This window comes from Lactococcus sp. KTH0-1S (assembly GCF_052544945.1).
The window spans coordinates 21,224-44,855 of record NZ_CP195165.1; the positions used below are offsets into that span (position 1 = coordinate 21,224).

The window sequence follows — 23,632 nt, forward strand, 5'->3', positions numbered from 1 at the left end:
AATAGATTGGAGGTTGTCATGGCAAAACAAGTGATTCAACTAAATAATAAGTACACTCAGAAGCATAAAAAAAGAAATTTAAACCCAGTACCAAAAAGAAAACATTTAGGGCTTATTTTGATCGTGGCAATTTTACTTTTTAGTTTAGCAAGTATGAGTTTGATAAAATCATATGAAACTTTGCACAGTCAAGTAGCTTTAGAACAAAGTGCAAAGAAACAATATGAGAGTCTTTCTAAAGAAGTAACGATTAAAAAAGAAGAAATATCAAAACTTCAAGATCCTAACTATCTCCAAAAATTTGCTCGGAGTGACGGTCAAGAATATTCACAAAGTGATGAAAAAGTTTTTACTACTGACAGTCCCTTGATTGGAAGTAACGGGTCAAAATAATGATTGGACAAGTTGAAAATATTACAAGATTTGGACTTTTTGTAAAAATTTCTACTGACAAACTTGACGAAAGTACAGAAAAACTTGTTGACAAAGCTGTCAGTAAAAATAGAGGACTTTTGCGTTGGTCACAAATCCCTAAAAATGTACCCAAAGTACAAATTGGAGATTTGATTGGTGTTGAAATTTCAAAAATACACGAAGATGGTAAGATTGATTTAAATTATCAAGAAAAAAATTTTAAAAATGTCTATGCCGAATTTTTAGAAAAAAGTCACCAAAGACTTACAGAGCTTGAGCAAAAAAATCGTGAATTAAACTAAATAATTAAAAAGAAAAAATATTATTTAGTTTTTTCTTCGACTATTCTATTGACTAAAAATAGCACCTATTTTATGAAAAATTCTAGGAATTAAAAAGATAAAGATTACAACAGAAATTATTCTATGGAATGGATAAGATGTTGGGCAAGGTTTTAATCATGCAAAAACAGAGAACAAAAATTAATAGTGGAGTGGCCTTGGTGATGCTTTTAATGATTATCCCAGGCTTTTTTGCTTTTTCACAAACAAGATATTTTGCTGACAAAAAGGTCAGTAAATCCAAAAATATTGTTGTAGCTGACAAAGTTACAGACAAAGAAAAAGAAACTGAAACTTGGACCTCAATCCCCCAAAGAGCAGTGGCTTATCAAGAATTAACAACTTATGAGGACTCAAACCTTACCAAATCAGTTGGTAAAATTCCAGCTAAGACACAATTAGATATTGCCGAAATCGTTGGGAAATCCTTTAAGTTAAAGACAGGAAAGTTTATTTCTACTGACAAAAAAGCTGTGATATCAGATCTTACAATTTCTAGAGAGTCAACAAATACAACAATATATACTGATAAAAGTGTCAATGTATTTTACAACCCCGTAACCACTTATGATAATCAAATAATGACAAATTTAAGTGGCAGTCATCAACTTTCTGCTGATAAAATGGCTAAGACTAACTGGGGAACTTACTACGAAGTATCTTTAGATAATGGCCAAACGGGTTGGGTTTCAGAAAATGATATTTCTTTGGAAAATCCCAAAATCAAACAAGTTCAGGCATTATTGAATCAGAAATACAATGACAAAAAGTATTCAATCTATGTCAAAGAACTTGATGATAAGTTTACAGCTGGTGTAAACCAAGAACAGAAAATGTATTCAGCAAGTCTTTCTAAAATTCCAATTCTTTATTGGACTCAAAAACGACTTAATGAAGGTTTGGCTTCACTTGATGACAAACTATTGTATACCCCAGCCATTAATACTTTTTATGGAAGCTATAAACCAGAAGGAACTGGAAATTTACCAAAAACAGCAGATAATAAATATTACAGTCTTCAGGATGTCATCAATAGAACAGCCAAACTCTCAGACAATGTCGGAAGTAATATGCTCGCCTATTATGAAACCCAGGAGTTTAATCCAAACTATCAAAAAGAAATAAATAGGATTGCTGGACAAGAGTGGAATCCAAAAGAGCGAAATGCCTCAGCTCAAATGGTAGGTAGAATGCTAGAAGCTCTTTATAATGAAGGAGGGGCTTCCTTTAACGCTTTATTTGATACCTCTTTTGATGATGTTAAAATTAGAGCAGGCGTTCCTAAAAATATATCGGTTGCTCACAAAATTGGTGGTGCAGATACAGATAATCATGATGCAGCCATTGTATTTGCAAGTAAACCATATCTTTTGGTCATTGAAACTGATGGGGCAACAGATGATGAAATAAAAGCAATTTCTCAAGATGTTTATGGAGTTATGAAATGACACCAGCTCAACGTAAATTTTTAAAAATAGTCAAAGATGAACACTATTTTGATAAAGATTCAAAAATATTATTGGCTTTATCAGGTGGTAAAGACTCAATGACTCTTTTTAACTGGCTCTATGATTTGAAAGAAGTTCTCGGTATTGAACTGGGACTGGCTCATATTAATCATGGCTTACGAGAAGAGTCGAAGTTTGAAGAAATTGCTCTTCGAGAAATGGCAACAAAACTTAAAGTACCCATTTATGTCGACAAGTTTACAGGAGAGTTTACAGAAAAAAATGCACGTAATTTCCGTTATCAGTTTTTTGAAAAGCTAATGATAGGAGAAAATTACAATATTTTGCTGACAGCTCATCATCAAGGAGACCTTGTTGAAACGGTATTAATGCGTCAAATTACAGGACGTCCTTTGAGAAGTCTGCAGGGCATTGCTGACCGTCAACCTTTTGCAGGTGGTCAATTAATCAGACCTTTATTGAAATTTACAAAAGAAGAACTTGATGCATCAACCTATTATGAAGATTCAACAAATCAAGGACTAGATTATTTTAGAAATAGAATACGTAATCAACTAATTCCAGAATTGACAAAAGAAAATCCTCAATTTTCACAATCAATCAGTGATTTGAGCTCGGAAATTAAAATGGCTTTGGGAGTAATTAATCAAAAAATTTCGGAACTTGAAATTGTTGATGAAAAAATATCATCTAAAAAATTCATCTCCCAAACAAAAGAATTACAACATTTTATCTTACAAGCATTTTTTGCTCAATATCCAGAAATAGAAGTAAGTAAGAAAAAATTTGCAGAATTACTTCATATTATCAATCGTCCTCAACAATATTTCGCAAAATTGAATAAGGAATTTTATTTTGTGAAGACTAAAGATTTCTTTTATCTTGAAAAAATTCAACTTGAAAGAGAGAATTCAGTAGAAATTGTAAGTGAAAATCCACAAGATGAATCATTCATGGAAGTTTATTTGCCTCTTGAAGGAGAAATTGAAATTCGTAAACGCCAGCCCGGAGATCAAATTCTAATCAATGGTCATCATAAAAAATTACGCAAGTTTTTTATTGATAACAAAGTTCCATTAAAGGCCCGAGAGAATCCACTTATCTTCGTTGATAAAAAACTCTATGCCATTGTCGGTCTTGCGTGTTCTGATTTGAGTAAAATGCTCAAAAATGATAAAATTAGAAGAATATTATGGGTCAAACCCAGTATAGGAGAGGAAATCAACGATGCTCGAAAAAAATCTTGATAAGGCCATTGAAAAAGTATTAGTTTCAGAAGAAGAAATTATAGAAAAATCCAAAGAACTTGGAGAAATATTAACAAAGGAATACGAAGGAAAAAATCCATTAGTCTTAGGAATTCTTCGTGGTTCAGTTCCTTTCTTAGCTGAATTAATCAAACATATTGATTGTCACTTAGAAACTGACTTTATGACTGTATCAAGTTATCACGGCGGAACAAAATCTTCTGGTGAAGTAAAATTAATCCTAGATGTTGATACAGCAGTAAAAGGTCGTGATATTTTAATTGTTGAAGATATTATCGATACTGGTCGTACTTTAAAATATCTAAAAGAACTTTTGGAACATCGTGGAGCAAATGTCAAAATTGTAACACTTCTTGATAAACCAGAAGGACGAATTGTTGAAATTAAACCAGATTATTCAGGTTTTACAATTCCTAATGAATTTGTTGTTGGATTTGGTTTGGACTACGAAGAAAACTACCGTAATCTTCCATATGTCGGAGTTTTAAAACCAGAAGTTTATAACAAATAATTCGTTGATTTTAGTCATCTAAAATTTTTCTCAGACTAAAGTATGAAAAAATCTCTGACCAATACTTACTATTAGCATTCCAAAAGGAAATATGCTATAACTAGGTATAGCTGTTATTGACTAGCCTGTATCCTTTATTACCAGTGATACTAAGAAGTAAATTCTTGGCTTTTCTAATAATAAATAAACAAAAGATAAGGAAAATATGAATAACAACAAACAACCAAAACAAGGAAATTTTGTAAAAAATATCTTGATGTGGGTAATCTTGGCTATTGTTGTTGTTGTCGGTTTCAATTTCTTCTTCAGTAGTAATCAATCAAGCGTGGATAAAATTAGCTATTCACAATTGATGACGAAACTTGACGGTAACAAGATTGAAAACGTCACAATGCAACCTTCTGATAGCTTAATTACTGTAACAGGTGAATATAAAGAACCTGTAAAAGTAAAAGGAACAAATAATTTCCCACTTTTAGGTAATTCTAGTAGTGAAGTTAAAAACTTCCAAGCTTATATTATTCCAACTGACAGTGTTGTCAAGGATATCCAAAATGCAGCTAAAAGTAATGATGTAAAACTTAGTGTTGTTCAAGCTTCATCAAGTGGTATGTGGGTTCAAATTCTCTCATACATCATTCCAATGCTTCTATTTGTTGGTATATTCTGGCTCATGATGGGCGGAATGGGCGCTCGTGGCGGAGGCGGCGGTGGAAATCCGATGTCCTTCGGTAAATCTCGTGCTAAACAACAAGATGGTAAAACATCTAAAGTTCGTTTTGCTGACGTTGCCGGTTCTGAAGAGGAAAAACAAGAGCTTGTAGAAGTTGTTGATTTCCTTAAAAATCCGAAAAAATATCATGATTTAGGAGCTCGTATCCCAGCAGGTGTTCTTCTTGAAGGCCCTCCAGGTACAGGTAAAACATTGCTTGCTAAGGCTGTTGCCGGTGAAGCAGGAGTTCCTTTCTATAGTATCTCAGGTTCTGATTTCGTTGAAATGTTTGTCGGTGTCGGTGCCTCACGTGTCCGTGACTTATTTGAAAATGCTAAGAAAACTGCACCATCAATTATCTTTATTGATGAAATTGATGCTGTTGGTCGTCAACGTGGTGCAGGTCTTGGTGGTGGTAACGATGAACGTGAACAAACCCTTAACCAATTGCTCGTTGAAATGGATGGTTTCCAAGATGATGGCAACTCAGTAATCGTTATTGCTGCAACTAACCGTTCAGATGTGCTTGACCCAGCGCTTTTACGTCCAGGTCGTTTTGACCGTAAAGTCTTGGTCGGAGCTCCAGATGTTAAAGGTCGTGAAGCCGTTCTTAAAGTTCATGCTAAAAACAAACCTTTAGCAAGTGATGTTGATTTGCACAATGTTGCTACACAAACTCCAGGCTATGTCGGAGCTGATTTGGAAAATGTTTTGAATGAAGCTGCACTTGTTGCTGCACGTCAAAATAAAAAAGAAATCAATGCTGCTGACATTGATGAAGGAATGGACCGTGCAATGGCTGGTCCAGCTAAGAAAGATCGTATTCAATCAATGCGCGAACGTGAGATCGTGGCTTACCACGAAGCAGGTCACGCTATTGTTGGACTCGTTCTTGAAAATGGATCTACTGTTCGTAAAGTTACCGTTGTTCCACGTGGACGCATCGGTGGTTACATGCTTGCTCTTCCAGATGAAGAAATCATGCAACCAACTAATTTCCATCTTCAAGACCAACTTGCCAGCCTTATGGGTGGACGACTTGGTGAAGAAATTGTCTTTGGTGTAGCTACTCCAGGGGCATCAAATGATATCGAAAAAGCAACACACATTGCTCGTTCAATGGTAACTGAATATGGGATGTCTAAGAAACTTGGTATGGTATCTTATGAAGGAGACCATCAAGTATTTATTGGTCGCGACTATGGTCAAACTAAGACTTACTCAGAAGCAACTGCTGTTATGATTGATGATGAAGTGCGTCGTATTCTCGGTGAAGCTTATGACCGTGCTAAAGAAGCAATTGAAACACACCGTGAGCAACATAAAGCAATTGCGGAAGCTCTGCTTAAATATGAAACACTTGATGCGAAACAAATCATGTCACTCTTCAAAACAGGAAAAATGCCTGATGAAGCAGCGGCAGCAGAAGTACCAGAACCAAAAACATTTGAAGAATCTCTCAAAGATGCAAATGCGAATGTTGATGATTTTTCAAACATTAATATCTATAATGGTGATGAAAAAACAGATTCTAAACCAGAAGAAAATAAGGAAAAATCAGAAGATGAAACAGCCGAATAAGGCTGTTTTTCTTTTTTTTTATGTTTTAGAATAAGTGGTCTAGTTTATTCTTGACAAAAAATAATATTTTGATATAATTAAATAGTTGTCGTTTGAGACGACTGACTTTCTTATTATTCATCTAAAATATTATTTTGAAAAGATAACACAGTTTATTCTTGACAAAAAAATATAAAAGTGTATAATAGAAAAGTACTGTTTGAGACAGCACAACAATATATGGTCCGTTGGTCAAGGGGTTAAGACACCGCCTTTTCACGGCGGTAACACGGGTTCGAATCCCGTACGGACTATATCTGGAGGATTACCCAAGTCCGGCTGAAGGGAACGGTCTTGAAAACCGTCAGGCGTGTAAAAGCGTGCGTGGGTTCGAATCCCACATCCTCCTTTTTAATTATCGCGGGATGGAGCAGCTAGGTAGCTCGTCGGGCTCATAACCCGAAGGTCATAGGTTCAAATCCTATTCCCGCAATTTTGGCTCGGTAGCTCAGTTGGTAGAGCAATGGATTGAAGCTCCATGTGTCGGCGGTTCGATTCCGTCTCGCGCCATTCCTTATTTAGCGGATGTAGTTTAATGGTAGAACCCCAGCCTTCCAAGCTGGCTACGCGAGTTCGATTCTCGTCATCCGCTTAACTTAATATTTTGGGAGTTTAGCTCAGTTGGTTAGAGCACTGTGTTGATAACGCAGGGGTCCCAGGTTCGAATCCTGGAATTCCCATATTTGGTATTTATTGCATAGGAGATATACCTGTTCCCATGTCGAACACAGAAGTCAAGTCCTTTTGCGCTGGAAGTACTTGGGGGTTGCCCCCTGGGAGATAAAGACGATGCCAAGTTTATATTGCGGATTAGCTCAGTTGGTAGTAGCGCATGACTGTTAATCATGATGTCGTCAGTTCGAGTCTGACATCCGCAGTAACTAAGTCACCTAAGGGTGACTTTTTTTATTTTATAAATATCATCAATAAATCTTGGCACGCCTTTTTGTGTCAAGGTTTTTATTTACAGCTTTATTGGTAGCGGTTACAATATAATTATACTAGTTACTATGTAAAGGAGTCTGAAATGACTGATACTGTAAACTTAAAAGTACGAGTGCAAAAACTTGGTACCGCATTATCAAATATGGTAATGCCAAATATTCCTATTTTGATTGCCTGGGGGGTGTTGACGATGTTCTTCATTCCTGATGGTTTTACCCCTAATAAAACATTTGCAGCAATGGTTAGTCCGATGCTTGCTTTTCTTATTCCCCTAATGATTGGTTACACTGGTGGAAAAAATATTTATGAACATCGTGGAGGAGTGGTTGGTGCAATTGCGACTTTCGGTTCAATTATTGCCACAGCTAGTCTTTCTCTAGGAGGTCTAAATACTAAAGGAAATGTTCCTATGATTTTAGGGGCAATGATTTTGGGTCCTTTTGGTGCTTGGGTAATAAAAAAATTTGATGACTATGTTCAACCGCATATTAAAGCAGGTCTAGAAATGTTGATTAATAATTTCTCAGCTGGTTTAGTTGGATTTGGACTTGCACTTTTTGCTGTAAAAGTGGTTGGTCCACTTGTAGCTTGGTTAACCGACGTGATGGGACATGGGGTCGATTTTTTAATTGCTAATCATTTGATTCCCCTTGCTAATCTTTTTATTGAACCAGCAAAAATATTATTTTTAAATAATGCAATCAATCAAGGGATTTTATCGCCATTGGGAATTCAGCAAGTTTCTGAAAATGGAAAATCACTTCTATTTTTATTAGAAGCGAATCCTGGACCAGGACTTGGAATTCTGATTGCTTTTATGCTTTTTGGTAAGGGTTCAGCTAAAGCGACGGCACCTGGTGCGATTTTGATTCAATTTGTCGGTGGTATACACGAAATCTATTTTCCTTATGTCATGATGAAACCTGCGCTCTTTTTTGCTGTGATGGCCGGTGGTGTATCAGGAACCTTGACAAATAATTTACTAGGTTCGGGTCTTGCGGCTCCTGCTTCACCTGGTTCAATTATTGCAATCACAGGGATGGCATCAGCTAAATCAGCGGGTGGTTTTGTAAATGTCTTATGTGTCTGGTCAGGAATAGCTGTGGCAGCAATTGTTTCATTTTTAGTTGCATCTTTTATTTTAAAACGGGATAAATCAATGATTGATGATTCTGCTTTTGAGAATGCAAAAGTAGGTGTAGCTGCAGATAAAGCTGTCAGTAAAGGACAAGTTTCTGTCAGCAATAATATTACTGACCAAGTCGATTTCTCTACGATTAATCATATTATCTTTGCTTGTGATGCAGGAATGGGTTCATCAGCAATGGGAGCCTCTATTTTGAGAAATAAAGCTAAGAAAGTAGGTTTGCTACAAGATGTTACTAATGTCGCTATAGCTAACTTAAAAGCAGGTTCTGACACAATTGTTGTGACACAAGATGAACTTGCTCCAAGAGCTGCGACAATGGCTCCTGAAGCAATTAGATACTCAGTGGCTAATTTCCTTAATTCACCTCGCTATGATGAAATTATCAGTAATTTATTGACTACTGACAGTGCTACAAATCAAACAATAATTACTGACAAACCTGTCAGTAAAAATGAGATAGACTTGAACCAAATTGATGAAGTTGTCTTTGCTCATGATGATTTACATATTGGTTCAAATACAATGGGCAAAGAAACATTAAAAGCAATATTCCAGATGCATGGTGTCAAAATTCCTATCTCTGATGTTGAATTTATTGGTTTAGGAGCATTTAATGCCAAAAATATCATGATTGTTTCAACAAAAGAATTTACGACAAGTGTAAAAAACGAAGCTCCAAATGCTCAACATCTTTTTGTTGAGTCATTAATTACTACTCCTGAATACATCAATATGGTGAAACGGATGAACAAATAAAAATGCTAGCTGTTAATTGGCGGTCTAGTTATGAGTAGAATTTTAAAAAAGGAATTTTTATGTTTTTAACAAGTCGTGAGCAAAAATTAATCCAGACATTTTTGAAACGTGGAAAGCTTACGATAGCAGAAATGATGGAAATTACAGATACAAGTCGCAGAACGCTTTATCGCGATTTGAACAATTTACAAAAGTCTTTACCAGAAAATATCAGTTTGGAAAATACTGATGAAGGCTATTTTTTGAAAGGGGATATCAATCAACTTACTCAAGCTCATGAATTAATAGACTATTCAATAAGTGAACGTTTGTATGGTGAGTTGCTTTTATTAATTGAAAATAAAGCATCTATCGCTTCTCTAACAGATTATTTTGGAATTAGTCAACCGACAGTAACTAGTGATTTGAAGCAAATTGAGCAAGCTCTGTTTGAAAATGAACTAGTACTAATCCGAGATCGTGGCTTAAAACTTAAAGGGTCAGAAGAAAATATTCGTCCAGTATTTGTGGCAGTGATTTATAATTCAGCAAGCATTCAGGAACTACTTCTTAATCAACTTTCTAACAATAAAATTTTAAGAATAATAGATTTAAATAAATTTAAGCAAGTAAATGAGGCTTTTAAACGTATAGATTTACCTGAAAAAATGACTGACAAAGTCAAAGTTTTAATGCAACTTTTTTGCTTAGTTGTTTTGCTGCGTTTGGATGAGGGGGATTCTGTCAGTAGTGAAACTCTGGGCAGACCAAGTAAGCAAGCCTTAAACTTTGTCAATAAGTTACTGACAGAGTTGTCAGTAACAAAATTTGTTGTTTCTGAAATCACTTATCTTGCAACAGTTTATGATATTTTATATTTTGGCTTTGGAAGAGAGCTGTTATTTATGGAAAAATTTGATACCGATTTTTCTTATAAAATTCGGCAACTCATTGATAAAGTTTCAACAATTCTGGAGATAGAATTTGGGAAAGATGACCGTTTATATGGTTTACTATATGCTCATCTCAAAGAATCAGAGATGTTACCAGTCCTCTTTCCTAAAAAAGAAAATGATTTTATCAAAAAGATAAATAAAGATAATCCTGAAATTTATAAAACAGTCAAAGAATCATTAAGGGAGGTCTTTGATAAGAATTTTTCAGAAATGGAAATTGCTTTTATAAGTCTTCACTTTGTGGCGACTCTTGAACGCAGTGACCTAGTTTTACCTTTAAGTGCCGTACTTGTCAGCAGTCGTGGAAGAATTTCTTGCGAATTTATCATGAGTAATTTAAGAAAGAATTTTCCCTTCTTAAAAAAGATAGAACTTATTCAAAGTTCAATCCATATCACTCAGGAAAAATATGACGTCATTTTTACAACAGAGAAAGAGTTAGATTACCTCTACATCAATCCACTGCTAGATCAAAAGAATTTGGAAAATATTCGTCACCAGCTGAGGTTGATTCAACAAAAATCACGAGCACTTACCTCTGATTCAGAAAAAGAAAAGAATTTTTTAAATCTCAATGACTTATTTTCAATAGGCAATGAAATATTAAAATCTTTTGAAATCCTATCTCTTGAAAATAAGGCAGAATTACATGATACTGTAAAACAAATTATTCAGCGAGTAAACCCAGAAGATAGTGGAGAACTCGTTCATTTGGTGGAAGAAAGATTTAAAGAAACACATCTAGCAATTCCAGAAACAAAAATTGCTCTCTTTCACGCAGTTCATTCATCAATCTCAAGTCCAATTTTTAAAATCTTTGACTTAAGTCAGCCAATTGAAGGAGTAGCAATGGATCATCAAGCTATTCAAATTGGACGAGTTCTATTGTTATTAGCGCCTCCAGAAGTTCCAGAGTATGTTTCCTTTTTATTAGGTAAAATCTCAAGTTCAATTATTGAAAACAAGCTTTATACTAGGATATACGATTCCGGAAATTATGAAATTGTAAGTGAGTTACTAAGAGAGATACTCATCGAAGCTGTTAAACATTATGATGACTAGGTTTACATAAGTTGTAAACCTAGTAAACCAAGAAAGGTAGTTTTTAAAATGGAAATTCAAAAAAGTCTGATTAAAATTAATCAAAACTTTTCAAATAAAGAAGAGGCCATAAAATATTGTGGAAGTTTGTTGGTTGATGGAGGTTATGTCAAACCTAACTATATCTCAGCGATGATTGAACGAGATAGAGAATTGTCAGTCTATATGGGAAACTTTATTGCAATTCCTCATGGAACTGATGAATCAAAAAAAGAAGTTTTAAAAACAGGAGTAGCCATTGTTCAAGTTCCTCGTGGTGTAAATTTTGGAACAGTAGAAAATCCTAAGATAGCAACAATGCTATTTGGAATTGCGGGCATTAAAGAGGAGCATCTTGAGCTGATTCAAAAGATTTCAATTTTTTGCGCGGACGTTGACAATGTTGTAAAACTTGCTGATGCTCAGACAATCGAAGAAATTGCAAAATACTTTGAAAATTAATTAAAAAATGGCACAGATTTTAGTGCCATTTTTTATATTTACCAGCACAATGTAAAAGCTTACAATTGCTTATATAGAGGGATTTTAGAGGATTCTATTTGAACTTTTACTTTCTAAATAAAGGAGCAGTAAGTAAGATGAAAAAAGCAGTACATTTTGGTGCAGGAAATATTGGACGTGGCTTCATAGGTGAAATTTTGAGTAAAAATGGATTTGATATTCACTTTATTGACACAAATAAGTCTATAATTGACGAACTTAATAATCGACATTCCTATGAAATTGGGATTGCAACTAGTGAACATGAAAAAATTTCTGTAAAAGCTGTCTCTGGTATTAACAATAGTGAGAATCCTGAGGCAGTCATTGAAGCAATTGCAAAAGCTGATATTCTAACAACAGCGATTGGTCCTAATGTCTTGCCTTATATTGCTGAGCTTATTGCAAAAGGACTTCAGAAACGTAAAGAAGAAAAGGTTCAGAGCCCGTTAGATATTATTGCCTGTGAAAATATGATAGGGGGCTCTGAATTTTTGGAAGAAAAAGTGTCCGATTATCTGTCGGAATCTGATAAACTTTATCTTTCTAAATTTATTGGTTTTCCTAATGCTGCAGTTGACCGTATTGTCCCTGCTCAAAAACATAAAGATGTTCTCTATGTTGAGGTAGAGCCTTTTAGTGAGTGGGTAATAGATGCAAGTCATTTAAAAAATAAAGAAATCAAACTTGAAGGAGTTCATTATACAACTGACCTTGAACCCTTTATTGAGCGTAAACTTTTTTCTGTAAACTCAGGACATGCTGCAGTTGCCTATTCTAGCGCATATAAAGGTTATAAAACAATATTAGAAGGTTTACAGGATGAAGAAATTTTGAATATCCTAAAAGCAGTTCAAAAAGAAACACGCGCTTTACTTTTAGCAAAATGGGCTCAATATTTTAAGCAAGATGAGTTAATTAAATATCATGAACTAATCATTTCTCGCTTTTCTAATCCAGAAATTATTGATGAAGTCTCACGCGTGGCAAGAACACCTATCAGGAAATTAGGATATGATGAACGTTTTATTCGTCCAATAAGAGAATTAAACGATCGTAAGCTTTCTTATCAAAATCATCTAGATATTGTTGGAAAAATTTTTGCTTACCATGATGAAAATGATGCTCAAGCCATTCAACTCCAAGAAAAACTAAAAATAACAGAACTCCCAATGCTCATTGAAGAAGTGACTGGTCTAAGCAATCAAAAGTTGATTTTGGAAATTGAAAAGGTTATTAATCACTATAAAAAATAAAATTTGGTAGAGATGATGATTATTTATTAATACAATTTATGACTCAAAATTAAACCGCTTTCTATTGAAAAAAAAGATAAAAAGTGTTATTATAGAATCATAGAAAAAGCACTGGAATGTGCGAGCTCTTTCATTTTTTTGACCGACTATATTTGTATTGCATAGGGGTTCATGAGACATTCGGTAGCGTAATACCTCGAACGAAAGTAGGGGAAGCTGATGCGAAGCGAGAACACCCACCTGGCGTTTTAGCGGGTTCAATACACGGAAGAGTATACGGCATTCAATCAGTGTTTTTTGTGTATTAAAAATTAGGCAAATCAATAATAAATCTAAGGCATGGGACTATATATTTAAATAGAACTGCTTTATAACATTAGATTTGTTTTTGCATTCATTTGTTAACAATTTTTGTTAATTTATTTGTTGGATAATTTTTGTAGAATAAAGATACTTCAATGTGTAGGCCTTACACGAATAATAAAAGGTCAGTCTAACTTTGTTTGTACCTAGATATGTACTTCAAACTATCTTTCGATTTTGAAAGCCCATAGTTTAACTCCTATGAGTTTTTTGTTTTTAAAAGGATATGAATCTAAAAGGAGTAAAGATTTATGCTGATTAGAAATTATGAATCAAAAGATTTAAATGAAGTTATTAATCTGTTTAAAAACACTATTTTTGAAGTAAATATTTCTGATTATACTTTGGAACAGATTAAAGCTTGGGTTGACGTTGACACAAAGTTATTTGATGATAATCTTGCCAAAACCTACGCCAGAGTCATTTCTAATCATGAGCAGATAGTAGGATTTGGTAACATTGATGATAAAGGATATATTGATTTATTTTATGTCAGTGCAGACTATCAAAGGCAGGGAGTAGGGCAAAAACTTCTAAATGATTTAGAAAAAAGCTCGAATTATACAAGCTTTATGGTTAATTCATCTATTACTGCTAAGCCCTTCTTTGAAAAAATGGGCTATAAAGAAACAAAAAAGAACTGTGTACACTTGCGAGGGCAAGATTTTGTTAATTTTACTTTAAAAAAAGTTGTTGAATAAAGTTGATTTTATTTAACAACTTAAAATAACGTGCAGGTACTGAGCCACGTAAAAAGCTGATAGGTTTATAGTACTTACAATAATACTGAAGATATTACATTTATTAATGGTGGATATTCTAGATAAAAGCTCACCTATTTGAGTTCTTTCTCAAATTTCTTTTAGGAGTTTATACATAAAAAATAGACCAATCATTGGCCTATTTTTTTTATTTATTTTTATCAACTAAATCTAAAAGGAATTCATTGACACTTGCGTAAATGGCTTCTTCACCAACCATGCTAATAAGTCCAGTTCTCTTAAATGATTCTTTTAATTTAGGATTCATTGAGGCGAAGACAATTTGGCGTTCTTCCTTATGAAAAATACTGTAAATATCAATCAATAGTTTTATAGAAGTGACGTCAATCATCGGTACACCTCTTAGAGAAAGAACAACATTAGTATTTGCTGGAAGTTCATCAATTGCCTGTTTTAACTTGCTACTATTTAAAAAGAAGAGCGGGCCAGAAATATAAATAACTGTCCAATCAGTAAATACTTCGTGATGATTTTGACTGATTCGTTCGGGTTCAATTTGTGAACTATTAATCTCAATTTGGGAAATTTTTACGATAAAGAGTAAGAAACCAACAATGATTCCTGCTAATATTGCAGTACTTAAATCGAAAATAACAGTGATAATCATCGTTACAAAAAATTCGATGATTCCACTTTTTAATTTATTTTTGAATAAGAAACGAATGGCTTCCCACTCGTTCATTCTTACGGCGGTCATGATAAGAACACCAGCAAGGGCACTTAGTGGAATATGAGTCATAAATGGTGCAAATAGAAACATTGACAGGAGAAGAATAAGGGCGTGAATAATACCAGTTAAGCGAGTTTGAGCACCTGCTTTTATAGCTACACTTGTTCGAGCAATTGCGGCTGTTGCTGGAATTCCTCCGAAAAAGGGAATGAAAATATTTCCGATTCCTTGAGCAACGAGTTCTTGGTTATTATCCATTGGGTGATTGGTTGCACGACCTGCTGAGGCACCACAAAGGAGACTTTCGGTCATTCCAAGTACGGTGATGCTTATGGCTGGGATAAGTAGAGTTTTCATGTCTTGAAGATTCAATTCAGTCAAACGTAGATGAGCTTGGGGAATAAGGGTGGTTGGAATTTTTCCTACTAAAGGAATATCTAGTTTTAGGACAAGGACTGCTAAAGTTGACAGAAGAATGGCCAACAATGAAGCTGGGAATTTTTTACCCCATGATTTAGGATAGAAAATCATTAATAAGATTGTTAAAAGTCCAATAATTGTTGAAGCATAATCAATGTGTAAGCCAGAGATAAATTTTATTAAATCAAAAAAAGAACCTGTAAAATGTTCTATTCCGAAAAAGTTTTTAATTTGTCCACTGGCAATGATGATGGCAATACCAGAAGTAAAACCTGTTATTACTGGTGAGGGAATAAGTGAAATTAAATTTCCTAAACGGAAAATACCTGCGAGTAATAGAAAAATTCCTGCCATAAAAGTAGCAATAAATATTCCATTCATTCCGTATTTACCAATGAGTGAAATTAAAATAGCCGCCATTGCTCCTGTTGGACCAGAAATTTGATAGAAAGCTCCAGAAAGTGAGCTAATAATCAGACCTGCAACAATGGCTGTTATAAGACCGGCTGCGGCTGTTGTACCACTTGATACACCGAAGGCAAGGGCCAGCGGGAGGGCAACGGCAGCTACAGTAATTCCCGCCATCAAATCTTGTAAGAATTTTCGTCGGTTGTAGTCTTTGAATTCTGAGTTAATAATACCTAAAAATTGTTTAATCATAATAATTCCTTTAATTTTTTATCACAATATTCTATGATAACAGAGATGAGTAATCATATCAAATAATTATCGGAATCGAAATGAAATCAAGATTAGACAAATTTTTGTAATTAAAAAACTAGAAAATAAATTTCTTACTAATATCTAATGAAAAATTTAAGAATAACTGTTAAAATAATGATAGAGATTATATTAGGAGAGGAAGATAATGATAATTAAAACAATAAATTTAGAAGACTATAAAGAAGTTGCTGAACTTATTCGTGAATCTTTTGGTCATTCAGAGCATGGTTATGGTAATGAGGCTGAACTTGTTGATAAAATTCGTAATGAAGAAGGTTATATCAAAGATTTGGAAATTGTTGCTTTTGAAGATGGTAAAATCGTTGGTCACGGTCTTTTGAGTGAGGTAGAGATAGTAAGTGACTCACAAAAATTCAAAGGTTTGGTCTTAGCTCCCCTTGATGTTTTAACTACTTACCAAGGTAAAGGAATTGGGGCAGCAGTATTATTGGAACTTGAAAAAAGAGCAAAAATTTTGGATTATCCGTTTATTAGTATTTTAGGACATGAAACTTATTATCCTAAGTTCGGTTATGTACCAGCAAGTCAATATCAGATCAAAGCACCTTTTGAAGTTCCTGATGAGAACTTCATGATTAAAGAATTAACTGACGGTGGCTTAGAAGGAAAATCAGGAGTAATTCAATACTCAGAAGCCTTTAACTAAGTAACAATTGAGTTTAAAACTCTTTGTTAGTAACTCTATATTTAAGACTTAAATAATAAAAATTCTTGCATTTTGGTCTATAAATCGGTATAATAAGCTAGTAAGTTGGCCTGGTAGCTCAGTTGGCTTGAAGCACTGCTTCAAGGTTGCGGATAGAAAAATTGCGAAGCAATTTATCATTACTACCACAGAATTTTAGAATTCTAGAAGTGGTCACAAAATATTCAACTTTTTATAAGTTGGCCCGGTAGCTCAGTTGGTAGAGCAGTAGACTCTTAATCTATGGGTCCAGGGTTCGAGCCCCTGCCGAGCCATAAATAGTAAAAGCACTCTAAATTTTTAAAAGTTTAGAGTGCTTTTTTTACTGACAGAAATCTGTCAGTAAAGTAAATAGTCTGAAAATAGTGTATAATATTGTCAAAAGATTTCTGTCAGTAGAACAGGATGGTAAGTAGAGGATGTTTTATGGATTTATTAAAAAAATTTAACCCTAATTTAGATAAAATTGAAATTTCATTGATTCGTCAGTTTGACCAACAAGTTTCATCTATTCCTGATATTATAAAGTTGACTTTGGGAGAACCTGATTTTTATACGCCTGAGCATGTTAAAGAAGCGGGGATTGCGGCGATTGAAAATAATCAAAGTCATTATACTGGAATGGCTGGTTTACTAGAACTACGTCAGGCAGCTAGTGAATTTATAAATAAAAAATATGGTTTATCTTATGCAGCAGAAGATGAAATTTTAGTTACTGTTGGAGTAACGGAAGCCATTTCTAGTGTTTTGTTATCAATTTTAGTTGCTGGTGATGAAGTTTTGATTCCTGCGCCTGCATATCCTGGTTATGAGCCATTAATTACGCTTGCTGGCGGTTCTTTGGTTGAAATTGATACAAGAGCTAATGATTTTGTTCTCACGCCTGAGATGCTTGAACAAGCGATTGTCGAGCGTGAGGGAAAAGTTAAGGCTGTTATTTTGAATTATCCAGCAAATCCTACAGGGGTAACTTATAATCGGGGGCAAATTAAGGCTTTAGCTGAAGTTTTGAAAAAGCATGAAGTATTTGTGATTGCTGATGAAGTTTATTCTGAACTAAATTATACTGACCAACCGCATGTGTCAATTGCTGAATATGCACCTGAGCAAACAATCGTACTTAATGGTTTATCAAAATCGCATGCGATGACTGGTTGGCGGATTGGATTAATCTTTGCAGCGCGTGAATTAGTGGCACAGATTATTAAGACTCACCAATATTTGGTGACTTCGGCTTCAACTCAGTCACAGTTTGCAGCGATTGAAGCTTTGAAAAATGGTGCTGATGATGCTCTTCCGATGAAAAAAGAATATCTTAAACGTCGTGATTATATTATTGAAAAGATGTCAGACCTTGGTTTCAAAATTATTGAACCAGATGGAGCTTTCTACATTTTTGCAAAAATTCCAGCTGATTTAGAACAAGATTCATTCAAATTTGCTGTGGATTTTGCAAAAGAAAATGCAGTTGCCATTATTCCTGGTATCGCTTTTGGTCAGTACGGTGAAGGATTTGTCCGCTTATCTTATGCGGCTTCAATGGATATGATTGAGCAAGCAATGGCAAGATTGACGGATTATGTGACTAAAAAACGTGGCTGAGGAATCGGTCAGTAAAATTAAAAATCATTGATAACAGTTAGAAGAGTTGTCAGTGATTTTTTTGATATAATGAAATAAAATATCGAAAGGAGAAAATCATGCGTGATGCCGAAACTCAAGGTCTAGTGCTTTACAGTCGTAATTACAAAGAAAAAGATAAATTGGTTAAGATTTTTACAGAGTCTTTTGGTAAACGGATGTTTTTTGTCAAAAATTTTGGAAAATCCCCTTATGCTAGTTCCTTACAAGCTTTTACTGATGGAAAATTGACGGCAACGATTAATGACGGGGGATTTTCTTTTATCGAGGATGTCAGTGAAGTGGTCGTTTATAAAAATATTAGTTCAGATATTTTCATCAATGCTCATGCTTCTTATATCATAAGTTTGGCTGATGCGGCCATTTCTGATAATCAATACGACCCAGGGCTTTATGGATTTCTAAAGCGAAGTTTAGAGCTTTTAGATCAAGGATTTGATATGGAAGTCGTGACTAACATTTTTGAATTACAAGTTCTTCATCGTTTTGGGGTTTCATTGAACTTCTCAGAATGTGCATTTTGTCATAAAACCGTTGGCCCCTTTGATTTTTCTTATAAATTTAGTGGCTGCCTTTGTCCCCAACATTTTGATGAAGATTTACGACGGAGTCATCTTGACCCAAATGTGATTTATTTGGTCAATCTTTTTCAAGAAATATCTTTAGATGAACTCAAAAAAATCTCGATAAAAGCAGATATGAAACTAAAAATTCGTCAATTTATTGATGGGCTTTATGATGAATATGTCGGAATTCATCTCAAATCCAAAAAATTCTTGGATGGAATGTCTGGGTGGGCAGATATTATGAAATAAATCTGTGGATAAGTCGCTAGAAGTTCTGTCAGTAAATTTATCCACAGTGGAAAACTTAAAATTACTGACAGAAACCTCTAAATATTTCTGTCAGTAAAAAATGAGGAAAATTTATGGACTCAAAATCATGGGGAAGAGTTTTTCGTGAAATTCGCGAAATGAAAAATTTGTCATTAGCCAAAGTTGCAGGAGATTATGAGAATTCACCAAATCTTATTACTTCAAAGCAACAAGTTTCACGTTTTTAACTTGGTAAATCTGATATCACACTCACAAAAATTTACTGACAGATTTCCGTTAGTAAATTTATCCATAGAAAAAATCACTGACAAATCTGTCAGTGATTTTTAATTTTATTAAACGTGAATTGGTAAGCCATCAGCCAATTCAGCTGTATCCATAATCGCTTCACCAAGTGTTGGGTGAGGTTGGATAGTCAATGAAATGTCTTTAGAAGTCAATCCATTTTCAATCGCTAGTGACAAACCAGAAATCAAGTCAGATGCACCAGGGCCAACGATTTGAGCACCGATTAAGGCCCCTTCTTTAGTTTCAGTAATCAAACGTAAGAAACCAGTGGTATCATTCATTGAAATGGCACGGCCATTTGCAGCAAATGGGAATTTAGAAATTTTAACATCTTTACGGTCTTTAACTGATTCAGGCGTTTCTCCAACTGTTGCCAATTCAGTTGTTGTATAAGCTACAGCAGGCAAAGCAACGTGTAAGTCCACGTCGTCCTCAGCTCCAGCAATCGCAGCAGCAGCAACTTTAGCTTGGAAAGAAGCTTTGTGAGCGAGCATTGGACCAGGAACCACATCACCGATTGCATAAATGTGGGGAACATTAGTTGCATAAGAATCGTCAACTTCAATCAAACCACGGTCAGTCAATTTAACATCAGTGTTGTTCAAGCCGATTAAATCAGTATTTGGACGACGTCCAACAGAAACGAGTAAGTAATCACCAGTCACTGTTTGTTCTTTTCCGTCAACCTCAAAAGTCAAAGTTACATCTTTATCAGTTTGAGTAGCTGATTTAGCCATTGCTGAAGTAAAGATTTCAGAACCAGCAGATTTAACGCGATTAGCAATGATATCAGACATTTCTTTATCAAACCCGTTTAAAATGTGGTCCAAACCTTCAACGATTGTAATCTTAGAACCAAGCATACGGTAAGCTCCACCAAGTTCAGAACCAATAACTCCTCCCCCAACAATAATCAAATGTTTAGGAACTTCTGGAAGTGACAAAGCACCAGTAGAGTCAATAATGCGACCACCAAATGGGAAAGAAGGAATTTCGATAGGACGTGAACCAGTTGAGATAATCACATCATTAAATTGCAAAAGTTGGAAACCATCTTCTTGTTCAACATTGATTGTATTGTTATCAATAAATTCTGCAGTTCCTTGAATCACGTCAATTTTGTGTTTTTTAAGTAGCATTTTAACGCCACCTGTCAACTGGTTGACAACTTTATCTTGTTTCCATTTTTGGGCAGATTCCCAGTTTAATTTAACATTTCCGACAGAAAGACCAAAAGGATTTTCTCCTTTTTCTTCCTCCAAAGATTCTTGGTAATGATGACCAATATTAATCAATGCTTTTGATGGGATACAACCAATATTTAAACAAACCCCACCAACATTATCTTTTTCAATAATTGTAACTTTTTTACCAAGTTCAGCCGCACGGATGGCTGCAACATAACCACCAGGGCCTGAACCAATAACAACCAAATCAACTTCTGTTGCTTGTGCACCAACAACCATAATATATCCTCTTTCTTGTAAACATTAGTGTCAACTTGAATTTACAATACTGTAAACTAGTTTTTTAAATCTATGACAGAAAGAAACGAAAACAATATTTTTTCGTTCCTTTACTAATAAGACAATTAGCGAGTATCCTCTAGGAGACTCGCCTGTAATTAATAGATGCTTTAGCACCATTTATTACAGTCTATTAGATTTCCATAAGCATGAACTCAGGGTCAGCCAATAGAGATTTCAAGTAGTTAAGTGATGTTTGACCCAACATCCCATCAATCAAACGGTGGTCATAAGTCATAGACAATTTCATGTTTTGTCCCACAACAATTTCGCCTTCACCATTAACAATTGGTTCTTTAACGATTGAACCCAGTCCTAAAATTACGACATCAGAACCATTAATGATTGGTGTAAACCAAGAACCACGAGCAGATCCAATATTTGAAATTGTAATTGTTGAACCTTGCATTTGTTGAGGTTTAAGTGTTCCTTCTCGTGTAGCAGTGGCTAATTCAGCGATTTCTTTAGCAATCTCAAGAATTGATTTAGTTTCAGCTTCATGAATCACTGGAACGTACAAACCAGTTGGAGCATTTACAGCGATTCCAAGGTTGACATGTTCATGATAAACAATTTCTTGTTTTTCATAGTCAACAGAAGCATTGATATCTGGGAATTTATGAGCAGTAGTAGCCAACGCTTTAGCAACATAAGCAAGATAAGTTAATTTAATATCTTGTTTTGCAGCAATTTCTTTAAAGACAGCACGATGTTTCACGAGTTTAGAAACTTCAACTTGGTCAAAGTTTGTTACTGGTGGAATGTGTGTATGTTGAGCAGTCATGACTTTAGAAACAACTTTACGAGTTGGATTCATTGCTTCGCGTCGATCACCAGACCCTGCTTTAACGCTTGGCGCTTTTTCAGCAACAGGAGCAGCTGGTTTATCAGCCTTAGGTGCTGGAGCAGCTTCTGGTGCTGTTTGAGCGATAGGAGCGACATTGCCAGATTCAAAAGCTTTAACATCGGCCAACGTTGTGTGACCGTGACGACCAGTTGCAGGAACTTGACTTAAATCAATACCAGCCTTGCGTGCATAATGACGAACAGAAGGCATCGCAAGAATGTGACCAGTAGAAGTTGTTTTAGTCAATGGAGCATTTGCAGGACTTGCAGTACTAGTAGCAGGAGTAGCTGCTTTAGGTGCTTCTGCGACTGGAGCAGGACTAGCAGCTGCTGGAGCAGCCCCATTTCCATTGTACTCAATTAAAGGAGCCCCAACTTCTACAGTTGTTCCAGCTTCAACGAAAAGTTTAGTGACTTTTCCAGAATATGGAGAAAGAATTTCTTGCATGAGTTTATCATTTTGAACCTCTGCAACAGGATCATCTTCTTTAATTTCATCTCCAACTTTAACTAACCAGTTGGCGATATCTCCTTCATGCATTCCTTCACCAATATCAGGCATCGTGAAGATTTGAGCTTCTCCAGAAGGTGCATCAGTTGTAGCAGTATCAGAACCAGCTGTTTCTTGAGGAGCAGGAGCAGCTGCAGAAGAGCCTGAACCGTCACCATCAAACTCAACCAAAGGAGAATCAACTTCTACGGTTGTTCCAGCTTCAACGAAAAGTTTTGTTACGGTACCAGAATAAGGAGAGAGAATTTCTTGCATAAGTTTATCATTTTGTACTTCAGCAATTGGGTCATCTTCTTTAACAACATCTCCAACTTTAACTAACCAGTTGGCAATGTCTCCTTCGTGCATTCCTTCGCCAATATCAGGCATTTTAAAAATCTCAGTCATAGTCAACCACCTCTTTAACTTTATTCACAATATCTTCAGCTTTAACTGCCCAGTCATTTTCTGCTTGTGCAAATGGGAAAATTGAGTCAGGACCACTAACACGTCCAATTGGCGCTTTAAGGTTCAAAACAAAACGTTCTGAAATTTCGGCCATGACATTCGCTGCGATACCGGCTGTACGTTGAGCTTCTTGAACAACGACCACACGCCCAGTTTTTTCAACTGTTTTACCAATTGACGCAATATCAAGAGGAGCAACTGTTCTGAGGTCAAGGACTTCAGCTTTAATTCCATCTTTTTCGAGTTGTTCAGCAGCTTTAAGAGCAAGTGGAACTGTTCCACCATAAGCAATGATTGAAACATCAGAGCCTTCTTTAGCGACTGCAGCAGTATCAAGTGGTGTAGTGTAATAACCTTCAGGAACTTCACCTTTAAGTGAGCGATAAAGGTGAAGGTTTTCAAGGAAAATAACAGGGTCGTTATTTTCAATTGAAGCCAGCAATAATCCTTTAGCATCAGCTGGATTTGAAGGCATTACAACACGAATTCCGGGGATTTGTGAAAATAGCCCTTCAATTGAATCCGCGTGCATTTCAGGCGTTTTAGTTCCGATTCCATAAGGTGTACGCACGACAATATTATTTGAACGTGTGTTATTAAAACGGTAACGTGTCCGGCTCATTTGTCCAGCAATTGAGTCGAAAACTTCAAAGATAAAGGTTCCGAATTGAATTTCCATAATTGGGTGGAAACCTTGTGTTGCAAGACCAATTGCCATTCCACCAATTCCTGATTCAGCAAGTGGAGTATTGAAAACACGTTCTTCTCCATATTTTGCTTGCAGACCATCAGTAGCACGGAAAACCCCACCATTTTGTCCAACGTCTTCACCAAAAATGAGTGCATCTTTATCTTTTTCAAGCGCCAAATCAAGCGCTTCTGTAATTGCTGCAATATAAGTTTTTACTGCCATTC

At 35.3% G+C, this 23,632-nt stretch carries 19 protein-coding genes, 8 tRNA genes and 1 rRNA gene; 24 read left to right on the top strand and 4 right to left on the bottom strand.

Annotated features, from left to right (window positions below):
- Positions 1-18 precede the first annotated feature (18 nt).
- The 19 genes from ACRYLU_RS00085 (at position 19) to ACRYLU_RS00175 (ending at position 14,022) form a co-directional block, all read left to right on the top strand.
- The gene (locus tag ACRYLU_RS00085) at positions 19-393 is read left to right on the top strand and encodes an FtsB family cell division protein (protein ID WP_003132171.1); all 375 of its coding nucleotides are present in this window, start codon (positions 19-21) and stop codon (positions 391-393) included.
- Complete coding sequence (locus tag ACRYLU_RS00090; protein ID WP_038598316.1) at positions 393-716, top strand: S1 RNA-binding domain protein; 324 nt, start codon at positions 393-395, stop codon at positions 714-716. Before ACRYLU_RS00085 ends, ACRYLU_RS00090 begins: the two co-directional genes overlap by 1 nt.
- A gap of 137 nt (positions 717-853) precedes the next feature.
- The gene (locus ACRYLU_RS00095) at positions 854-2,203 is read left to right on the top strand and encodes a serine hydrolase (protein ID WP_445081390.1); all 1,350 of its coding nucleotides are present in this window, start codon (positions 854-856) and stop codon (positions 2,201-2,203) included.
- Positions 2,200-3,471, top strand: a complete 1,272-nt coding sequence (gene tilS, locus ACRYLU_RS00100; RefSeq protein ID WP_445081035.1) for a tRNA lysidine(34) synthetase TilS — start codon at positions 2,200-2,202, stop codon at positions 3,469-3,471. Before ACRYLU_RS00095 ends, tilS begins: the two co-directional genes overlap by 4 nt.
- Entirely contained in the window at positions 3,452-4,003 is a 552-nt protein-coding gene (gene hpt, locus ACRYLU_RS00105; protein ID WP_010905038.1) for a hypoxanthine phosphoribosyltransferase, read from the top strand. The genes tilS and hpt overlap by 20 nt, the downstream gene beginning before the upstream one ends.
- A 205-nt stretch (positions 4,004-4,208) precedes the next feature.
- On the top strand, positions 4,209-6,296 hold the full coding sequence (ftsH, locus tag ACRYLU_RS00110; RefSeq protein ID WP_003132177.1) for an ATP-dependent zinc metalloprotease FtsH: 2,088 nt from the start codon (positions 4,209-4,211) through the stop codon (positions 6,294-6,296).
- Positions 6,297-6,517: 221 nt separating this feature from the next.
- Positions 6,518-6,589 (top strand) — tRNA-Glu (locus ACRYLU_RS00115).
- 5 nt (positions 6,590-6,594) lie between these two features.
- Positions 6,595-6,684: transfer RNA gene (locus ACRYLU_RS00120), tRNA-Ser, on the top strand.
- 10 nt (positions 6,685-6,694) lie between these two features.
- Positions 6,695-6,768 (top strand) — tRNA-Met (locus ACRYLU_RS00125).
- A 4-nt stretch (positions 6,769-6,772) separates the two neighbouring features.
- Positions 6,773-6,845, top strand: a tRNA-Phe gene (locus ACRYLU_RS00130).
- A gap of 11 nt (positions 6,846-6,856) precedes the next feature.
- Positions 6,857-6,927 (top strand) — tRNA-Gly (locus ACRYLU_RS00135).
- 14 nt (positions 6,928-6,941) lie between these two features.
- A tRNA-Ile gene (locus ACRYLU_RS00140) sits at positions 6,942-7,015 on the top strand.
- 2 nt (positions 7,016-7,017) lie between these two features.
- Positions 7,018-7,133: ribosomal RNA gene (gene rrf, locus ACRYLU_RS00145) — 5S ribosomal RNA — on the top strand.
- A gap of 6 nt (positions 7,134-7,139) precedes the next feature.
- Positions 7,140-7,213, top strand: a tRNA-Asn gene (locus tag ACRYLU_RS00150).
- 149 nt (positions 7,214-7,362) lie between these two features.
- Positions 7,363-9,186 (top strand): PTS transporter subunit EIIC, encoded by a 1,824-nt coding sequence (locus tag ACRYLU_RS00155; RefSeq protein ID WP_445081036.1) that lies wholly within the window; start codon positions 7,363-7,365, stop codon positions 9,184-9,186.
- Positions 9,187-9,245: 59 nt separating this feature from the next.
- Positions 9,246-11,183 (top strand): BglG family transcription antiterminator, encoded by a 1,938-nt coding sequence (locus tag ACRYLU_RS00160; RefSeq protein ID WP_445081037.1) that lies wholly within the window; start codon positions 9,246-9,248, stop codon positions 11,181-11,183.
- A gap of 48 nt (positions 11,184-11,231) precedes the next feature.
- Positions 11,232-11,663 (top strand): PTS sugar transporter subunit IIA, encoded by a 432-nt coding sequence (locus tag ACRYLU_RS00165; protein ID WP_003132182.1) that lies wholly within the window; start codon positions 11,232-11,234, stop codon positions 11,661-11,663.
- Positions 11,664-11,800: 137 nt separating this feature from the next.
- Positions 11,801-12,958 (top strand): mannitol-1-phosphate 5-dehydrogenase, encoded by a 1,158-nt coding sequence (locus ACRYLU_RS00170; RefSeq protein ID WP_445081038.1) that lies wholly within the window; start codon positions 11,801-11,803, stop codon positions 12,956-12,958.
- A gap of 614 nt (positions 12,959-13,572) precedes the next feature.
- Positions 13,573-14,022 (top strand): GNAT family N-acetyltransferase, encoded by a 450-nt coding sequence (locus tag ACRYLU_RS00175; protein WP_445081039.1) that lies wholly within the window; start codon positions 13,573-13,575, stop codon positions 14,020-14,022.
- A gap of 208 nt (positions 14,023-14,230) precedes the next feature.
- On the opposite strand, the gene ACRYLU_RS00180 is transcribed toward ACRYLU_RS00175, so the two are convergent.
- Positions 14,231-15,853 carry a SulP family inorganic anion transporter gene (locus ACRYLU_RS00180; RefSeq protein WP_445081040.1) on the bottom strand — a complete coding sequence of 541 codons (1,623 nt, stop codon included), beginning with the start codon at positions 15,851-15,853 and terminating at the stop codon, positions 14,231-14,233.
- Positions 15,854-16,061: 208 nt separating this feature from the next.
- On the opposite strand from ACRYLU_RS00180, the gene ACRYLU_RS00185 reads away from it, so the two are divergent.
- The 5 genes from ACRYLU_RS00185 (at position 16,062) to ACRYLU_RS00205 (ending at position 19,326) form a co-directional block, all read left to right on the top strand.
- Positions 16,062-16,583, top strand: a complete 522-nt coding sequence (locus ACRYLU_RS00185; RefSeq protein ID WP_445081041.1) for a GNAT family N-acetyltransferase — start codon at positions 16,062-16,064, stop codon at positions 16,581-16,583.
- A 241-nt stretch (positions 16,584-16,824) separates the two neighbouring features.
- Positions 16,825-16,897, top strand: a tRNA-Lys gene (locus ACRYLU_RS00190).
- Positions 16,898-17,048: 151 nt separating this feature from the next.
- Positions 17,049-18,224 carry a pyridoxal phosphate-dependent aminotransferase gene (locus ACRYLU_RS00195; protein WP_445081042.1) on the top strand — a complete coding sequence of 392 codons (1,176 nt, stop codon included), beginning with the start codon at positions 17,049-17,051 and terminating at the stop codon, positions 18,222-18,224.
- A 98-nt stretch (positions 18,225-18,322) separates the two neighbouring features.
- Positions 18,323-19,078 carry a DNA repair protein RecO gene (gene recO, locus ACRYLU_RS00200; RefSeq protein WP_058205599.1) on the top strand — a complete coding sequence of 252 codons (756 nt, stop codon included), beginning with the start codon at positions 18,323-18,325 and terminating at the stop codon, positions 19,076-19,078.
- A gap of 113 nt (positions 19,079-19,191) precedes the next feature.
- A complete protein-coding gene (locus tag ACRYLU_RS00205) occupies positions 19,192-19,326 on the top strand; it encodes a hypothetical protein (RefSeq protein ID WP_445081043.1) in 135 nt (44 codons plus the stop codon).
- 108 nt (positions 19,327-19,434) lie between these two features.
- Here ACRYLU_RS00205 and lpdA read toward each other — a convergent pair whose 3' ends face one another.
- The 3 genes from lpdA to ACRYLU_RS00220 all read right to left on the bottom strand — a co-directional run bounded on the left by lpdA (position 19,435) and on the right by ACRYLU_RS00220 (position 23,630).
- Entirely contained in the window at positions 19,435-20,853 is a 1,419-nt protein-coding gene (lpdA, locus tag ACRYLU_RS00210) for a dihydrolipoyl dehydrogenase (protein ID WP_047205965.1), read from the bottom strand.
- Positions 20,854-21,046: 193 nt separating this feature from the next.
- On the bottom strand, positions 21,047-22,657 hold the full coding sequence (locus ACRYLU_RS00215; RefSeq protein WP_445081044.1) for a 2-oxo acid dehydrogenase subunit E2: 1,611 nt from the start codon (positions 22,655-22,657) through the stop codon (positions 21,047-21,049).
- Entirely contained in the window at positions 22,650-23,630 is a 981-nt protein-coding gene (locus ACRYLU_RS00220) for an alpha-ketoacid dehydrogenase subunit beta (RefSeq protein WP_003132227.1), read from the bottom strand. Before ACRYLU_RS00220 ends, ACRYLU_RS00215 begins: the two co-directional genes overlap by 8 nt.
- Positions 23,631-23,632: the final 2 nt, after the last annotated feature.

Excerpts from the sequence above, each read along its gene's own strand:
- ACRYLU_RS00090 (WP_038598316.1), top strand. The coding sequence starts at position 393 with ATGATTGGACAAGTTGAAAATATTACAAGATTTGGACTTTTTGTAAAA.
- ACRYLU_RS00165 (WP_003132182.1), top strand. The coding sequence starts at position 11,232 with ATGGAAATTCAAAAAAGTCTGATTAAAATTAATCAAAACTTTTCAAAT.
- ACRYLU_RS00185 (WP_445081041.1), top strand. The coding sequence starts at position 16,062 with ATGATAATTAAAACAATAAATTTAGAAGACTATAAAGAAGTTGCTGAA.
- ACRYLU_RS00160 (WP_445081037.1), top strand. The coding sequence starts at position 9,246 with ATGTTTTTAACAAGTCGTGAGCAAAAATTAATCCAGACATTTTTGAAA.
- ACRYLU_RS00220 (WP_003132227.1), bottom strand. The coding sequence starts at position 23,630 with ATGGCAGTAAAAACTTATATTGCAGCAATTACAGAAGCGCTTGATTTG.
- tilS (WP_445081035.1), top strand. The coding sequence starts at position 2,200 with ATGACACCAGCTCAACGTAAATTTTTAAAAATAGTCAAAGATGAACAC.
- lpdA (WP_047205965.1), bottom strand. The coding sequence starts at position 20,853 with ATGGTTGTTGGTGCACAAGCAACAGAAGTTGATTTGGTTGTTATTGGT.
- ACRYLU_RS00085 (WP_003132171.1), top strand. The coding sequence starts at position 19 with ATGGCAAAACAAGTGATTCAACTAAATAATAAGTACACTCAGAAGCAT.
- ACRYLU_RS00175 (WP_445081039.1), top strand. The coding sequence starts at position 13,573 with ATGCTGATTAGAAATTATGAATCAAAAGATTTAAATGAAGTTATTAAT.
- ACRYLU_RS00170 (WP_445081038.1), top strand. The coding sequence starts at position 11,801 with ATGAAAAAAGCAGTACATTTTGGTGCAGGAAATATTGGACGTGGCTTC.
- ACRYLU_RS00155 (WP_445081036.1), top strand. The coding sequence starts at position 7,363 with ATGACTGATACTGTAAACTTAAAAGTACGAGTGCAAAAACTTGGTACC.
- ACRYLU_RS00180 (WP_445081040.1), bottom strand. The coding sequence starts at position 15,853 with ATGATTAAACAATTTTTAGGTATTATTAACTCAGAATTCAAAGACTAC.
- hpt (WP_010905038.1), top strand. The coding sequence starts at position 3,452 with ATGCTCGAAAAAAATCTTGATAAGGCCATTGAAAAAGTATTAGTTTCA.
- ACRYLU_RS00205 (WP_445081043.1), top strand. The coding sequence starts at position 19,192 with ATGGACTCAAAATCATGGGGAAGAGTTTTTCGTGAAATTCGCGAAATG.
- ACRYLU_RS00195 (WP_445081042.1), top strand. The coding sequence starts at position 17,049 with ATGGATTTATTAAAAAAATTTAACCCTAATTTAGATAAAATTGAAATT.
- recO (WP_058205599.1), top strand. The coding sequence starts at position 18,323 with ATGCGTGATGCCGAAACTCAAGGTCTAGTGCTTTACAGTCGTAATTAC.
- ACRYLU_RS00215 (WP_445081044.1), bottom strand. The coding sequence starts at position 22,657 with ATGACTGAGATTTTTAAAATGCCTGATATTGGCGAAGGAATGCACGAA.
- ftsH (WP_003132177.1), top strand. The coding sequence starts at position 4,209 with ATGAATAACAACAAACAACCAAAACAAGGAAATTTTGTAAAAAATATC.
- ACRYLU_RS00095 (WP_445081390.1), top strand. The coding sequence starts at position 854 with ATGTTGGGCAAGGTTTTAATCATGCAAAAACAGAGAACAAAAATTAAT.